Source organism: Sphingobacterium sp. Ag1, assembly GCF_000988325.1.
Lineage (GTDB): Bacteria > Bacteroidota > Bacteroidia > Sphingobacteriales > Sphingobacteriaceae > Sphingobacterium.
Genome location: NZ_LBGU01000043.1, coordinates 229,443 through 245,002, shown reverse-complemented (window position 1 = coordinate 245,002; position 15,560 = coordinate 229,443). Strand labels below are relative to the sequence as shown.

Below are 15,560 nucleotides of genomic sequence, written 5' to 3'. Positions count from 1 at the left end.
GACCAAAACTCTTACAATGCTTTTAAATCCTTATCAGGTCAGAATCATTGATATATTCTTCCAAAAATTTCGAAAATGTATTACCTATGATTTTATAGTCCCCTCCACAGAATACGTAGACCTCGTTTTCTTTTTTTAATTCCGTATAAAGTCTTATTGCATAAACATATAAATTAAACTGATAATTTGCAAAAACATACAACTCTCCTGGAGAAGAAATTATATTTAATAGTTCTCTATAATTTGGTATTCCCTTCCAGTTCTCAAATTCTTCATTTATAGTTTTAACCTTATTCAATGCATAAAATTCATAAAGGGTATCCGTATATTCAGATCCAGTTCCATTTAAAACATTAAAGTATTTAATCAAGTCAGGTGGTAGTACAATATTATTGGTCTTCTGAAAGGATATCAATTCGTTATTCCTAACTGGTATAAATGTTTTTATACCTTCTCTTTTCCATTTATTTTGTAATAATTCGAGCAACATCGTTATTTTTCTAACACTTTATTAATTAATGCACCAAACTAATATTTCTTACTATTGAAAATATAGACGTCAGACTGGAGGAACTTCGGGCAGTTTGATCAATAGCGAAAAATCCCCTTTGAAAATATCCAGTTCATAAAAATTATCATCGGTATCTAGTATAACTGAGATAAGAAGATACATACCTGAAGGCTTCCCATACCACTATCATCCATTTTCTCAACAAATATATCTTCTAAGGTAGTTATAATCTTTTCACCCTCGGGTGTATCCCGCACCAGAAATGAAATCAGATTGATTTCAGCGAGGTTTTTACTACCTGATGGGCTTGGAAAGTATTCGAATTAAATTTGAAAAGGAAATATGGGTAGCCTATTGCATTTTTCTATATTTGAATTAAATGGAACTCTTATCTTATCTACTTAGACACATAAAATTGAACAGCGCCGAATGTGATGCTATCGACAGAGCCTTTAGTAAACAAATATTTGCGAAAGGTACTGTACTAGCACATCCTGACAATCACCACCAAAATGTTTATTTTATTGAAAAAGGATTATTACGCGCTTTTTATAATTTAGATGGAAAGGATATCACTCATTATTTTTTCGACGAGAATAATTTCCTGGTATCTTTTGAAAGTGTTTTTTTTGACCGCCCCCACCCCTATGGTAAACAGGTATTGGAAGAAGCTTGTTTGCGCGTTATCCCCTATAGCAAACTCGACGAACTTTGTAATAGCATCCCTGCTTTTAAGGACTTCCGGCTGCAGGTATCGCTGCAAGTGATTAGTATGCTGTCCGAAAAAACTCTTGCATTACAATTTCAAACTGCCGAGCAACGCTATAAAAATATGCTCGACAAATTTCCTGGCATATTGCTAAGAGCCTCCTTGGGACATATTGCCTCCTATCTGGGTATTACCCAACAAACACTAAGCGTGATACGCGCGGGCAGGTAAGCCCGTAAAATTTTCTTGTCCCCGCCCCAAAAACCGACAGCTCTCCTCAGGTGCATCAGGTATTCCTTGTAATTTCATATGCAGTAAAATTTAACGACATACATACTAATTGCTGTCCGTTGACGGATCATTTCGAAATACGTTAGTGATAACATAAGTTAAATCAAGAATTAGCTAAACAGTTATGAAAACAAAAAAGTTTTAAATAAAAAAATATTTAATTATCTGATAATATACACACCGAATTAGTTGCCAAAATAAAATAAATTATTTATTTTCAAGTACTTTATAATTAACAAAATCTATTTTTTGAAACAATTATAACTAATATTAAGCTTTGGCCATGAAGAATTATGGAATCGTCATCCCCTGCTATAACGAAGAAAAAAGATTACCTTATCAGGAATTTGTAGACTTCGCGCAAAATCACCCAGAGGTATTATTGTGTTTTGTAAACGATGGTAGTAAGGACAATACACTCGCGCTGTTAAAAACATTGAAAACTGCTCAGCCCGAAGGCATAGATGTACTTGACCTAGAACAGAATGGAGGAAAAGCTGAAGCTGTACGACAAGGAATGCTTCATGTCTTCAGAAATTCAAATGCTAAATTAATAGGTTTTTTGGACGCAGATCTCGCCACCTCTGCCGAAGAGTGGCTTGAAATGGCAGAATACAAAGAAAAATTTCCACAATATGGTGCAATAGTTGGAAGCAGGATACAACGATTAGGAGCTAGTATTTTACGGGATGATAACCGGTCTATGTTTAGCAAAATGGTCAAGACCTTTATCCGTGTTATTTTAAAAACACCTTTTCAAGACACTCAATGCGGCGCAAAGATATTCGCGCGGGATTTAGTTCCTTTCTTATTTAAAACACCCTTTATGACTCCCTGGCTTTTTGATATTGAGATTTTTCTCAGACTTCAGAAAAAATTCGGGAAAACGACACTACAGAAAGGTGTACTCGAATATCCGCTCATGAACTGGAAAGAAGTAGGCGACTCAAAATTGAAAATGAAACATGCTGTAAAAATCCCGATGCAATTGGCCAAGCTCTATTATCAATATCATTTAAACGGAGAGAAAAAAATTTAAAGTATTTATTATCACAATCTGTAGCAATGACATTGGATAGAACTATCTGGGATGATTTCAGAGGTAAAAAACTCTTACTCTCCGCAATGTCACTTGCGCTGCTTACCCATGGGATAATCATTTATTACACATTACCCCAGACTTACGATGCTTTTGTACATATATTTTTTGCCGACCACTATAGTAGATTTTGGTTTGAACCCTGGGACTACCGCTGGTACACAGGATTTCCAACCATTAGTTATCCGCCACTGGTCCATCAGCTGATTGCCCTAATCAGTAAAATTTTCCCCCTAAAAGTTGCATTTTGTATTTATGCCATTTTAATATTGGAAATTTTAATGGTAGGGGTATATCGCTTTAGTAAATTGTTTTTCGATAAGACTACAGCAGGTGTCGCTGCTCTTCTTACCGTGGTATTAAGCTCTATTGCAGAAACTCTCCATGTGTTTGGGCAAATGCCTACGCTCACAGGCCTTGCATTTTTACTGAATGCACTCCCATTTCTCTATATGTATCTAGTCAAGAGCCGCCCTATATTTTTAATCATGTCACTCGGATTCTTTGCAGTGGTCATCAGCTCCCATCATGTCACAGCAATTTTTGGAATGGTCTTTTTTGTCGCCCCTACAGTGTTCATGGCACTTACAGATATATTACCCGCAAAAAAATCCAAAACTAATTTTTTCTATTTTATCATTAACATTGCACAAGCAGCCTTAAAAAAATACAAAAGCCTTATACTTTTTGGAGCTTGTATACTGATATTAGCGATAGGACTGATCTTCCCTTATTGGTATTGGAGCAAAACTGATCCTATAACGCAGGTATCCATACCCCATGGCTCAAGGGATAATTTTTTTAAAAAAACATCTTCAGGGCTCGTCTTTTACATCATCCCCTTAACATTAATTTTTGCTTTTCTGCCTGCTATTACCTATTCCTTATTGCGAAATAAAAGGTTTCTGGGATGGCTAGTATCCTTCTTTCTCTGCTTATTATTGGGAAGCGGTGGAACCACCCCTCTTCCGAAAATGATATTAGGTAAAAACGCATTTGAAATACTTACATTAGATCGCTTCGGTTTTTGGGCATCAATTATTGCCATACCTTTTGTAGCACGCTATATCTATTCTTTTATGATCGGAAGATCAAGATTATGGTGGATTGATCGGTTTGGATCGAGTACCCATTTCGTACTTGCAGGCATCACGGGATTTACCTACTTTTTATTTCTGATATTTATTTTTCATCTCGCCAGTTTTAGACCCTTACAGCCACAGACAATTGCGATAGATCCGATCAAAAACTTTTTAAATAGGGACGAACATATGCGATGGCGGTATTTAACATTGGGTTTTGGTGACCAAATGGCATGGCTAAGTGCCAATTCATTGGCGGCGACGGTAGACGGAAACTACCACTCTGCAAGGCGGCTACCAGAATTGACAAGCCGCCCGGTGGAACGGCTAGAAAATGCAAAATTTTCCGGTGGGTTTGGAATTGCATCCCTCGAAGATTTTCTAACCGAAGCCCCTAAATATAGCTTAAAATATATCTTCTGCAACGACAGGTATTATGACCCACTCTTATATTACACAGGTTGGAACAGAACAATCAGGCTTGAAAATGGGATAATGGTATGGGAAAAAGGTAATATCCCGACCATTAAAATGACGCCACATAAGGAGCTCTCCAAAAAGTTGAAGTATATGTGGGGAACAGTACCCATATGCAGTCTGATAATTACCTTTATCCTTACACTTAGGTACCTCCGAAAACACAAAGAAGCAAATTACTTTGTCTTAAAAACAGAGACGGCTGATTATTATCCCAATTCAATTATTTTTATAACGGCCGTACTTCCCTTCTCTTTCTTTTCGTTTTACATGATTAAACAAGTATCAGAGCTCCTGTTTGTCAACGAACAGGGTACTCCAGAAGCGACAGTATTGAATTATTACAATCACCTGGATTTTCAACAATTCGAAGCGGCACATCGACTTTTTTTGCCAAGCCCCACCTATTCTCTGGATCAGTATTTACTGGAAAAATCAGTAAATGACGGCGGACTTTTACCTTCTTACGCGAAACTGGATAGCATTTCCATAGAAAGGGAACACGCTACTTCTGATCGTGGAAAATACAATGTCAATACACGATGGATGACTTCTCTTGGCTACCAATATAAATCTGAAAAACTTCATGTGGTCAAAAAAGATCGAAACTGGTATATCGAGCCTCGCCCGGCAAGACTAACAATTTCTGAAACTCAACTCTATGAACACAACTACCTGCTCTTTAAAAAGGCCGGTAAGAGGTTAATCACGAGTTTCCCTTCCATACGAGAGGATCGCATGGCAAAACCCTTGGTTAATGTAAATCAAATCAATGTAATCAAATCATCTCAAAAAACTTTTCTGACTGGAGAACTCATGAATATAGATGATGTACCTGCCAATGTATCATTAAAACTAACTGTAAAATATAACAACGGGATCGAAAAAATATATTTTCCAAAGGAACTTTTTCAATATAATTTAGCACCAAAAGCTTCAAGCCCATTTCAGATTGACCTGGAGAAAAACAAAAGCATGGATTCTTTGGTATTGCAATCTGTAGTGCTAAATGTAGAAACGGATGTGAGTGAAAAAGGGTATATACACGGCGGCGAGCTTTCTTATGAAGTCAAAGAAATCGATTCGAATAACATTGAGCTAGAAACGCGTTACCAAAATAACCTAACTACACCACTGACTATCCCTGGTTTTTTAGTGGTGGAAAAGGACAAAAATGGTCTTATTTGGCAGACTCAACTGATTACACACCCAACGGCTTTACGCAGTGGAAATGAAGTATTCATCAGTACCAATATTCGAAAATTGCAGCATATGGCAAAAAAAATTGACGTAAAAGTAATTTCAGTCCATATAAATGGTAAACAACAGATCAACCTTTTGCCACAGATTGCAACAAATTATAGGATTAATAAGGGAATACAAGCCATTCCACACAGTTTTATTGCCGAAGAATTTTATTTGCAATGAGAAAATTTAGCCCATACATCGTATTGTTTTCTCTTTTTTCCGCTTGTACAAAAGAAATTAGCGCACCACAGTGGCCTTTAAATAATTACGACTTGGTACTGCCTGCAAATGATATATCGTTTGACTGGAGTCCGAACGAAAATTATCGTGCTATATTGTATTCCTTTTCTCAGCCCATTGAATTATCAACTGCTATTGAAAATGGAAAACTCAATGTTAGCCTGCATCAAGTTACCGGTGTCACCGAAGGACCTGCTGAATTGTTGCTTTTGGGAAAGAATGTGTATCATTTTCCCCTAAGCATAAAGAATAAGGGACATAATCAACCTAACGCCAAGACATTCTATTCCCCGCGGACATTTAATCCAGATTCTAGTTTAATCCAACAACGCTTATCTATACTTATTGACAAAGACAGAAATTTACACCCGATCAGTTCCACTGAATTCTTTGGCGAACAGAGTTATACGGTATCGGCAAAAGCCGGAATCTATTGTCCAGAGCAAAACAATCCGCTCTCCTGTTATTACGTCAATCCTGGCACCTGTTCATCCATACCAATCAACATCAACAGGGTATCAGATAGCTTGCTTCAAGTGGAGGCGGGGCCACTTGTTGATCAGTTTAATAATCTTATCGCGAATGGAACCTTAGCGCAATTTATTTTGACGGAAGAAGAAAAAACCACCATTAGCGAAGTTTTGGTGCAGAAAGGTTATGCCAAAATAAAACTTACAATTGGGAACAAGGGTAGCAAAAAATTGCGTGTAAAAATTGGAGACCGCAGCTCAAAAGCAGCAGAAATAAAATCAACTTTATGAAACTGGCATTTTATCTGATTGTAGTAATCATAGCAGTATTTGCTTACCTGCAAATAAGAGTTGCTCCTAAGGCTGAAATTCTCCCCAGTTTTATGACTAAAGACGATGTTGTTGAAAACCGGAATAAACCGACCATAAACATGATAATTCGATCTCGGATCGCACCACCAAAAGCTTCACTGAGCAAGTTAGCATTAGATTACAGCAAAATATGGGCTCATCTAAATTATCTTTTTGAAACAAACGACGTGACAACGGGAAAAGAATTTTATACCGAAGATTGGTTTAAGTTTCTTTCAAGACGCCATACCCCCCTGTCTAAAAGCGTGCTATCAAGAGAAGACCTTAGTCACAACCTTATTATAAGTAGTTGGTCGAACGACAATCTGATCTGTATAGCGACAGACAGCGCAGTGCTGCTAAACTATCATATAGAAGAAAACAAGGTAAAATCCGAACTCGTCACTGTGGCTGTCGTCCTTTTGTTTCAAGGTGACAACTGGCGCCTTGATGGGCTAAAAGTAATTGATAGCAAAATTGTTAATCCCAAAATAGTTTTATGAATATAGCCTTTATATCACCTTATCCTCCAAGTCAAGTAACGCTTAACGAATATGGTTATCACTTGATCAGAAGCTTTATTGGAAAATTCCCAGTAGAGAAAATTTACGTTCTGACGGATCATCTGGAAAATGACCGCGATTATCAACGTTATAAAACGGAAGGAATTGACATTATACCTTGTTGGAAATTTAACAGCTTGTTATCATCCTGGCATATCTATAAGCGGCTGAAATCATTAAAAGTTGACGCGATCATTTTCAACATGCAATTTATGACTTTCGGCGACCGTAAAATTCCAGCAGCACTTGGACTTTTCACACCCTGGCTATGTAGAAAACTTCAAATTCCTTCGATTGTACTGCTTCATAATATAACAGAGACCGTAAAGCTTGATACGATAGGGATGGCCAAGGCCAAATGGAAAGAAAATATCTTACTGAAAATTGGAGAAATGCTTACCAAAATTATATTAAAGGCTGACCTTGTGGGTGTAACGATATCACAGTATGTAGATATTCTAAGAAAAAAATATCATGCTGACCACGTCGTCCTTCTTCCACATGGTAATTTCGAACTTCCGGAAAGGACCTATTTAAATGAACCTCTAAGGGTCATAAACTTAATGGCCTTTGGTAAATTTGGCACTTACAAGAAAGTGGAAGTGCTTATTGAGGCTACACAAATACTTCGAGCAAAATATCCTGAATACAAATTTGTGGCGACCATTGCGGGGACCGACAATCCCAATGTGAAAGGATATTTAAACGCTGTACAGCAAAAATACAATGAGGTCGAAGATCTTGTGTTTACAGGGTACATCGCCGAAGAAGACGTAGCTAAAATTTTTCAAGATAGCACTTTTATTATTTTTCCATACACAACAACAACCGGCAGTTCGGGAATACTTCATCAGGCTGGGAGCTATGCGCGAGCCTGTATATTACCCAAAATCGATGACCTCGAACGCGTAGTTGAAGAAGAAGGCTACAGCGGCGCATTCTTTGAAACTGATAATGCTGCTAGCATGGCTGAAGCTGTTGCCTATCTACTCCAGAACCCAGAAGAACGTCGAAAAATTGAAGATCAAAATTATGCAGCAGCCAAAGGCTTACCGATGAATGAACTTGCTGAATGGTATATTTCCCATTTACAAGTATTGATAACGAAAAAAAGGAATTGATCATGGCTAAAATTATCACGTTGTTTTTAAATCTTTTCTATAGACTGTTCAAAAAGTTTATTCCTTATCAGTTATACGCTTATCTGGCTGTAGGTGCCTTAAACACTATTTTAAATATCCTGATTTTTGTACTAAGCTATCATTTTATACTGCCAAAAGCTGGTCTCGCAGTCGCTGGTGTCCATTTTGAGTCTTATACAATCAGCTTAGTTATCGCCTTTTTAATAACCGTTCCAACTGGTTTTTGGCTTGCGCGGACCTTTGCATTTGAGGCGGGGATTACAGAAAAAACAGAGGGTGCAAAAAAACTTATTAAATATTTCATAGTTGTCTTACAAGGCCTAGGAACAGATTACCTAATCATGAAAACGCTCATCGTCGTATTTCGGGCCGAACCTACTCTAGCAAAAATTATATCGACTGCGATTACATTATCAATCAATTATATATTGCAAAAATATTTCACGTTTGTGAAAAAGAAATAAGCTACCATCGCCAGGCAAGTCGCAAAGTAAACCAATTAAAACGATATCCTGTTCCGGTACTGGAAGCAACGTTGCTTGTCTGATATTTGAAAGAAGATTCGAAATGACGTAAGCGGAATCCAATCTCTGGCTGTACCCGGAAAGCACTTTCCCAGGACTGCTTTTCTATCTGTTGCATGCCGGCAGCTCCCTGAACTTGAAAGTAGAAACTTGATATAAGTGGCAAAGGGGTTGTATAGTCCAAAAACACTTCCGTACTTAAATATCTATTGGGCGAAAAATAGTATTGAATACTGTTATCTTTAAAATGCAGTGCCGAAAAGTTAATACCGGCTTTAAAAGTAGGTTCAGTTCTGAAAAGGTGATAGAACGAGCCAAAGAACTGTTGACTCGTATTATCATCCGTCAAGAAACCAATGTTACCTTGCGAATAAAAGCCATATTTACCTCCTAACATGATATGGGCGACATAACCAAGATTTGTACTTCTGATTTTTTGTCCAAGCAACGAAGCCGTGTAATTTAAAATATCTGATCCAATAAACAAACCGATCATTCTGCGGTCATGCGGTTGATATTGTATGGTTTGTTTTCCTGTAATGCCGAAGTATCGTTCGCGGCCAGCTGGATCGATCCATTGTAAGTGCACATCGGTAGTCCCTGACCAAGCTTTACTCCATCTTTCAATCATATTGAGATGTGCAAATTGTAGTTTGGTCTTTTCTACATTTGGCGATTCGACGGATCCCAAGCCTGCTCGCAGGCTTAACCTGTAAGTGCGCCCCTCACCTTGTTGCCACCACACAGAATTTTCTAACCTTATATTATCCCCTACATCCTTAAAGTAACTAAATTCAGTACCTGCATTCTGCCTACGCCATGCATGATATTTATCCATAAATTCCTGAAGCTCCTTTGGCGAAAACTTCGTTGTGTCACGTCTCATATAGTGAAGTGCTTCCTTGAATTCTTTTTTACCTAAAAGTACCTCTGCATATTCTTTGATATAGTATTTATTTGGAAATTTTACGGAGAGCGAATCGTAATATGCTAAGCCGTTTCTATAATCACCCGACGTCGTTAACAGGCGGGCCCGGAGCAGCAACCGCTGTTCTGGATTGAGTTTTGTTTGCTGTTCCGCAAGAAAGGCAGCTGCTTGCTTCGTCCGAATATTCCATAACATGGCATTAAAGTAATTGACAATCGCATTTTGGTTGTCTTTATCCAACTCCCAGGCCATCTTTGCATACTTGATAGCTTTTGTAGGATGATGTTGCATAAATAGTGCATAGGAAAGATTAATTCGGGTGGTAATGGGCTCATAATTTAATTCCAATAATGACTCAAATGTTTTCACGGCATCACCAAAAGCTCTTTTTTGTAATTGCATATCACCTTTAAGAAGCAGCGCGCCGGCATCTTTGGGTTGTACGGCAAGGATACTATCCACTACACGAATAGCCGCCTCAAACGCTTCGTTTTTTCTAAAAATCAATGCACGTTGTATATACCCTTCGCGCTGTTCATTGCTTAATTCAGTAGTCGTCACTACATTTTGGGCAATAGACAATCTTGTAGAGCTAAGCAAAAACAAAACAAAGAGTAGCAGATTTTTCATAATTGTTTATTAACTTAATAAAAAATAAGGCAATGGACAATAACACAATTCTTACAACTAATTCAAATGCAGAATCATGCTTAATTGTGCTGGATAACCGATTTACATCATTCGAGACCTCGGCATTGCGGTCTAAAATTTTGGAAATATTAAATTCATCCATACCATTAGTTCATATTGATGCTTCCAATGTTAGCGAAATAGATTTATCGGGTGTCAATGAAATTATTCATTCAAATTATGCCCTTTCACTTGTCTCCAAAAAGATGAATCTGATTTATCACAAGACTTCACCTTTACAAAACTGGGCTAGCATTACAGGTTTTTCACGATTTATCAGCAGTACGATAACGATCTGATTTTTTGTATCCCCCGAGTATCGATACCAAGATCATTGCGTAAATCAAACTGCCCATAAGCCCCATAAAGAGATCCCAAAAGGTGTTATAATGCGATAAGATTAATGATCTCATCACAAAAAACAATAGTGTAAACAATGCTATCAAAGACCAGTATTTAATATAACCTTCAGCCATTTGATTTTCATCTTTTGGTATTTTCCTGATACAATTGCATACAACAACTAAACCGAAAAGACTAAAAATAACCTGCAAAATTGCGTAGACGGGGAATTTAGCATTTAAAAAAAATATTGTGGCATTAAGAACATGAAAACGTTCGACGAAAAATCCATCGTCGTGTGTAAACGCGTCCCAGAACACATGTGTTGCGATACCCAACGTAACAGAAAACAGCACCACAAATGGGTTCTCCACAGCATAATTCCCCCATTTAAATGAAGCATATTTTTTCAGACGTTTTTGCAAAAAAAGAGGTACATTGGAATACAGAGGTCCTTTGACAAACTCGTGAAAAATAAAACATAAGATTAAAGCCAACGGTATATCGAGAAAAAAGAATCCAGGGAAATGATGACCAATATTAGGTCCTGTCCTCATTTTAAAGAAGAATTCAAAATCAGGGACCATACTTCCCACAACTAAACCTGTAAATGAAAGATAACGACGATTTATTTTTCGAAAAGGTAAAATCAAAGCCGGATGTGCAAATGTAAATGGCATAATATCCCTTTCTTTTTAATCTATTTCAGCTAAAATCTTCTGAATTTCCTTTTTCGTAATATTTCTTTTCAGTAAAAATTCAACGGATCCTTGCGCAATGGATTGCATAGCTACGCTGAGGTCTTCCAATGCGGTGGTGAAAATAACAGCACTTTCTGATGTGATTTTTCTTAATTCCTGCAATACTTCCAAACCATTCATTTTTTCCATTTGATAATCCAAAAAGATAATGTCTGGTTTTTGATCAAGTTGATTTAGACAAGATTCGCCGTTCGTAAAAACAGCAATATCACTAAATTCAAGATCCCTTAAAATCTTGGATAACATCGCTGTTACCACAGGATCATCATCTACAATAAATATTTTTTTCATACTAGGTATTTAGGTTAAGAAACTCTATTAACAGCTTTTTGTTTTAATAAATTTAATGATTTTAACATAAAAAAAATCATTAAATTAAAATTGAAATTAAAAAAAATGGATCTAATTAACTTTAATGCATGGTTATTCAACACATCTTCAGTTATTTTTCAAACAATTTGATCGAAGTGGGAACTGCTGCGCTTGCCGAGATTTAGAATACGATCATCTAATGTTCAAGTAATATAATCGACAACAGAATGTCTATTATTGAAAAAGAATTATTACGCGACCTTTATAATTTAACCTCGCTGGGACATCTTGCCTCCTATCTGGGTATTACCCAACAAACACTAAGCGTGATACGCGCGAACAGGTAACTGATTTCATTTTTTAAGATATATTAAAAACACTGCAGATTATTTTAATTTGCTTTGCAGTATGAAATCATTACATATGAAAAAAATACTGTCATCCCTTGTCATCATCTTCATGGCAATAATGAGTGTTGCTCAATCCTCCAATGATAATTTTGCAGGTAAATGGAAAACCGAGGAAGGCTTCATTATCACCATCACTTACAGCAACGGAAAATTTTCTGGTCTCGATCCCAAAGGACGTCCAACCCTCTACAATGTGCATTTTGAAAAAAATGAATGGAAGGGGACTGTGCAAAACCATGATACTGGCCAAAAAGGCAATTGCGAAATGTACCTGCAGGGAAAAAAGTTGAAAATTGTGGCCCATAAAGGAATCTTTTCAAAAACTTTTTATTGGGTAAAACAATAAGCAAAAAATTTAATTTACGTATTTTGTGTTGCTAATTTTAAAATTGCAAAATGGAACAGTTACTAATAGCTGGTGCTGCAGCACTAAGGAAAGCTGCATTAAATGAAGATGCTAAAGCATATGTTTTGAATAATGAGGTACTTTATCGATTCATGAAGAAAGCCGCCGAACGTTATATCGGCGGTGAAAACCTTACCGAAACCGTAGAAAAGGTACGAATTTCAACGAATGAAGGTTTTAAGTGTTCGATGGAGTATATGGGGGAAAGTACGCGATCTATTGAGGAAGCGGATAAAGCCACAGATGAATTTCTAAAGATCTGTCATGTAATAAATCAAAAGGACCTCAATTCAACAGTCTCGCTCGACCTTTCACATATTGGACTAGAGATCTCAGAAGGCCTATGTTATGAAAACCTTTCCAAAATATGCGAAATAGCAAAGGGAAAGGAAGTAATCATCAGTGCCGAAGGGACAGAAAGAACAGATAGAATCTTAAAACTCTATCAGAAAGCGTCAAAAGAATTCTCCAATCTTTCCATTACGCTACAGGCATATCTCTATCGAACGGCAGATGACTTTGAGGCCATGTGCAAAGAAAGGGGGCGTATTAGGATAGTAAAAGGAGCTTTTGAAACAGCCAAAGGTTTATCCATACCACGGGGAGAGGCGCTTAATGAACAGTATCTATATTATGTTGAAAGGTTATTTTCGAAAGGCCACTTATGTTCCATTGCAACACACCATCATGAAATTCAGCAGGAAGTAAAAAAACTAATTGAACAACTAAATCCTAAAAAGGAATCTTATGAGTTTGAAAGTTTATTTGGCATCCAAACAGAGCAGTTGGTCAAATTAAAAGCTGAGGGTTATCCTACGAAGCTGTATTTTGTATATGGTCATGAATGGTATCTCTACCTTTGCAACAGATTAGCCGAATATCCATTAAATTTATTTAGAGCCTTACAAGATATTGTTGATTCAAAGTGAGAATCGATAAAGTAAATAATAAAGCAGCGGATTTCTGAGCTTATTTGAGCTGTCCAAATGCATCCACTTTATAGATTGGATTTTAGGGGCATACTTTGAAACTTTTTGAAAAAGTAAAGAACCCACAAAAACTGAGTGTATCCGTACACTGCATCTTCAACCGGAATCGTAAGTACCCTGATCCCCATAAATTCCATTGGATTGTAATTGACAATAGGGGACTCCAATCCTGTTCCGGTTAGTATGCCGTTGACAGGTAAAAAGCCCAGCATCAGCAAAGTGAAGACTAAAGAGGCCTGCGTAATCCATTGTATCCGAAATACAAAGTGAAAAAGCACCAATGTCACCATAGTCACAGCAGCGGTAACTACGGTATAGATTCTGTCAGCATATCGAAGGGCAACAACAGCACATATAATGAAACTTACAAAGACAACAATATTATTAAAAGCCGATAGCGATTGTAATCTAAAAAATTTATCGATGCAGAAATAGGTAAAAATACATGAAAAAGGGATGAAGATAAAGAATAGCCATTCTTCCAATGGTAGTCCTGCTATAGCGAGTCCCAAGGTATATCTTGTATCAAACCACCACACTCCCTTACTGGTAAACCAGACATCCCAAGCTATAAAAAATACAGCAACAAGCGCTGATGCCTTTAAAAATGGGATGAACTCACGATCGAATCGAAGCCGCTTGTCGAAGGATGCGACAAAACAGATTATGACCGTAAAAAATAAGATAAGCGAATAAGTATATTGCATCATATTTTTTCATTGTTAGTATACATTTTAAAGTATTTCATTGGAACATATAAAAAGCCAAAACACTCGCCCTCCTCTTTGCCTAAATGTTTATGATGTTGTTTATGGGCGCGACGAAGCGCCAAAAAGTAACGGTTATTCGTTTTACTCAACCATTTGAAACGTTGATGGATAAATATATCATGCACAAAGAAATATGCCATACCATAGAGCATAATTCCCAATCCAATATAAAACAGATAATTGTACCCCTTTAACGACCCGAAATACATCAACGCGATCGTGGGAAGGGCAAAAATGATAAAAAAGTAATCATTTTTTTCCAGAAACCCCACATTGCTGTGATCATGGTGATCGCGATGTAATATCCAGAGAAAGCCGTGCATAATGTATTTATGGATAAGCCAGGTGGCGCCCTCCATAGCAATAAAAGTGACCAATACTGTAATAAAATTCATAACTCTATTTTATAAGTAAGCAGCTTTGTAACGTAGATAACTTTTAAAAGCTACATAGGCTTTTTGCGCATTAGGTATCCTAATCCTGCTTTCCAGAATTTCTTTGGAGGATTTTTTCCGAATCTTCGCAAATAATGAAAGATAATATTTATAAGCCAGATAAACGCCAAATTTTGCCGATGCAGGCAATTTTTTGATTCCCAAAAGCGCTTCCTTAAATTCGCTGTGTATCTCATCCTCAATCTGGCTTTTGAGTGCATTGTCAAACACCGCCATATCCAGGTTTGGAAAATAGGTACGTCCAAGCACCTGATAATCGTCCTTGAGGTCACGCAAGAAGTTTATTTTTTGAAATGCAGAACCCAGTTTCATGGCGTAAGGTTTTAACTCCTCATAGCGCTCTCTATTACCTTCTGTAAAAACCTGTAAACACATCAGCCCCACCACTTCAGCCGAACCATAAATATATTCTTTATAACGTTCGGAATTATAGTCGACCTTATTCAGATCCATTTCCATGCTATGCAGAAATTGTCGGATCAGCTCGATGTCGATAGCATACTTATGCACCGTCTCCTGAAAAGACTGTAATATCGGATTTAATGAGATACCTTCCTCTAAAGCACAGTTAGTCTCGAGGTACAACCGCGCCAAAAGTCGCTGCTTATCATAACCATGAAAACTATCGACTATTTCATCAGCCAACCTTACGTAGCCATAGATTGCATAAATACTAGCCCTAATGCTTGGCTTGAGGGCCAATATACCAAGCGAGAAACTTGTACTATACTTTTCAGTTGTTTTTTTGCTTACTTCATAAGCGAGTTCATCAAATAGCTTTTTCATGGTC

The 15,560-nt window shown here is 37.2% G+C and carries 17 protein-coding genes and 1 pseudogene; 10 read left to right on the top strand and 8 right to left on the bottom strand.

Going from position 1 to position 15,560, the window contains the following annotated elements; genetic code table 11:
- Positions 1-22: 22 nt before the first annotated feature.
- Positions 23-490, bottom strand: coding sequence for an SMI1/KNR4 family protein (locus AAW12_RS18670; RefSeq protein ID WP_046675157.1), 468 nt, complete (start codon positions 488-490; stop codon positions 23-25).
- Positions 491-559: 69 nt separating this feature from the next.
- Positions 560-789, bottom strand: a pseudogene (locus AAW12_RS26840) (DUF6984 family protein).
- Positions 790-926: 137 nt separating this feature from the next.
- Between AAW12_RS26840 and AAW12_RS18665 the strand changes: the two are divergent.
- The 7 genes from AAW12_RS18665 to AAW12_RS18635 all read left to right on the top strand — a co-directional run bounded on the left by AAW12_RS18665 (position 927) and on the right by AAW12_RS18635 (position 8,647).
- Positions 927-1,451: a Crp/Fnr family transcriptional regulator gene (locus AAW12_RS18665; RefSeq protein ID WP_197084092.1), complete on the top strand. Its 525-nt coding sequence runs from the start codon at positions 927-929 to the stop codon at positions 1,449-1,451.
- Between the two features lie 343 nt (positions 1,452-1,794).
- A complete protein-coding gene (locus AAW12_RS18660) occupies positions 1,795-2,550 on the top strand; it encodes a glycosyltransferase (protein WP_046675155.1) in 756 nt (251 codons plus the stop codon).
- A gap of 26 nt (positions 2,551-2,576) precedes the next feature.
- Complete coding sequence (locus AAW12_RS18655; RefSeq protein ID WP_046675154.1) at positions 2,577-5,597, top strand: integral membrane protein; 3,021 nt, start codon at positions 2,577-2,579, stop codon at positions 5,595-5,597.
- Positions 5,594-6,418, top strand: coding sequence for a hypothetical protein (locus tag AAW12_RS18650; protein ID WP_046675153.1), 825 nt, complete (start codon positions 5,594-5,596; stop codon positions 6,416-6,418). Before AAW12_RS18655 ends, AAW12_RS18650 begins: the two co-directional genes overlap by 4 nt.
- Positions 6,415-6,981, top strand: a complete 567-nt coding sequence (locus AAW12_RS18645; RefSeq protein ID WP_046675152.1) for a hypothetical protein — start codon at positions 6,415-6,417, stop codon at positions 6,979-6,981. The genes AAW12_RS18650 and AAW12_RS18645 overlap by 4 nt, the downstream gene beginning before the upstream one ends.
- Positions 6,978-8,162 (top strand): glycosyltransferase, encoded by a 1,185-nt coding sequence (locus AAW12_RS18640; protein ID WP_046675151.1) that lies wholly within the window; start codon positions 6,978-6,980, stop codon positions 8,160-8,162. The genes AAW12_RS18645 and AAW12_RS18640 overlap by 4 nt, the downstream gene beginning before the upstream one ends.
- Before the next feature lie 2 nt (positions 8,163-8,164).
- Positions 8,165-8,647, top strand: a complete 483-nt coding sequence (locus AAW12_RS18635) for a GtrA family protein (protein WP_046675522.1) — start codon at positions 8,165-8,167, stop codon at positions 8,645-8,647.
- 1 nt (position 8,648) lies between these two features.
- Here the strand turns inward: AAW12_RS18635 and AAW12_RS18630 are convergent, their stop codons facing one another.
- Positions 8,649-10,265, bottom strand: a complete 1,617-nt coding sequence (locus AAW12_RS18630; RefSeq protein WP_046675150.1) for a tetratricopeptide repeat protein — start codon at positions 10,263-10,265, stop codon at positions 8,649-8,651.
- A gap of 32 nt (positions 10,266-10,297) precedes the next feature.
- On the opposite strand from AAW12_RS18630, the gene AAW12_RS26325 reads away from it, so the two are divergent.
- Positions 10,298-10,624 (top strand): hypothetical protein, encoded by a 327-nt coding sequence (locus AAW12_RS26325; RefSeq protein WP_156167698.1) that lies wholly within the window; start codon positions 10,298-10,300, stop codon positions 10,622-10,624.
- On the opposite strand, the gene AAW12_RS18620 is transcribed toward AAW12_RS26325, so the two are convergent.
- Together AAW12_RS18620 and AAW12_RS18615 are read right to left on the bottom strand one after the other, a co-directional pair.
- Positions 10,592-11,347, bottom strand: coding sequence for a DUF4184 family protein (locus tag AAW12_RS18620; RefSeq protein ID WP_046675148.1), 756 nt, complete (start codon positions 11,345-11,347; stop codon positions 10,592-10,594). The genes AAW12_RS26325 and AAW12_RS18620 overlap by 33 nt on opposite strands.
- A 15-nt stretch (positions 11,348-11,362) precedes the next feature.
- The gene (locus AAW12_RS18615) at positions 11,363-11,719 is read right to left on the bottom strand and encodes a response regulator (RefSeq protein WP_046675147.1); all 357 of its coding nucleotides are present in this window, start codon (positions 11,717-11,719) and stop codon (positions 11,363-11,365) included.
- 444 nt (positions 11,720-12,163) lie between these two features.
- On the opposite strand from AAW12_RS18615, the gene AAW12_RS18610 reads away from it, so the two are divergent.
- Both AAW12_RS18610 and AAW12_RS18605 read left to right on the top strand, forming a co-directional pair.
- Positions 12,164-12,496: a hypothetical protein gene (locus AAW12_RS18610; RefSeq protein WP_046675146.1), complete on the top strand. Its 333-nt coding sequence runs from the start codon at positions 12,164-12,166 to the stop codon at positions 12,494-12,496.
- A 50-nt stretch (positions 12,497-12,546) separates the two neighbouring features.
- The gene (locus tag AAW12_RS18605) at positions 12,547-13,485 is read left to right on the top strand and encodes a proline dehydrogenase family protein (protein WP_046675145.1); all 939 of its coding nucleotides are present in this window, start codon (positions 12,547-12,549) and stop codon (positions 13,483-13,485) included.
- A 68-nt stretch (positions 13,486-13,553) separates the two neighbouring features.
- On the opposite strand, the gene AAW12_RS18600 is transcribed toward AAW12_RS18605, so the two are convergent.
- From AAW12_RS18600 to AAW12_RS18590, 3 genes are read right to left on the bottom strand one after another with little or no spacing between them, the layout of a single operon-like run.
- Positions 13,554-14,255 (bottom strand): lycopene cyclase domain-containing protein, encoded by a 702-nt coding sequence (locus AAW12_RS18600; protein WP_046675144.1) that lies wholly within the window; start codon positions 14,253-14,255, stop codon positions 13,554-13,556.
- Complete coding sequence (locus AAW12_RS18595; protein ID WP_046675143.1) at positions 14,252-14,710, bottom strand: sterol desaturase family protein; 459 nt, start codon at positions 14,708-14,710, stop codon at positions 14,252-14,254. Before AAW12_RS18595 ends, AAW12_RS18600 begins: the two co-directional genes overlap by 4 nt.
- Positions 14,711-14,719: 9 nt before the next feature.
- Complete coding sequence (locus AAW12_RS18590; protein WP_046675142.1) at positions 14,720-15,556, bottom strand: phytoene/squalene synthase family protein; 837 nt, start codon at positions 15,554-15,556, stop codon at positions 14,720-14,722.
- Positions 15,557-15,560: the final 4 nt, after the last annotated feature.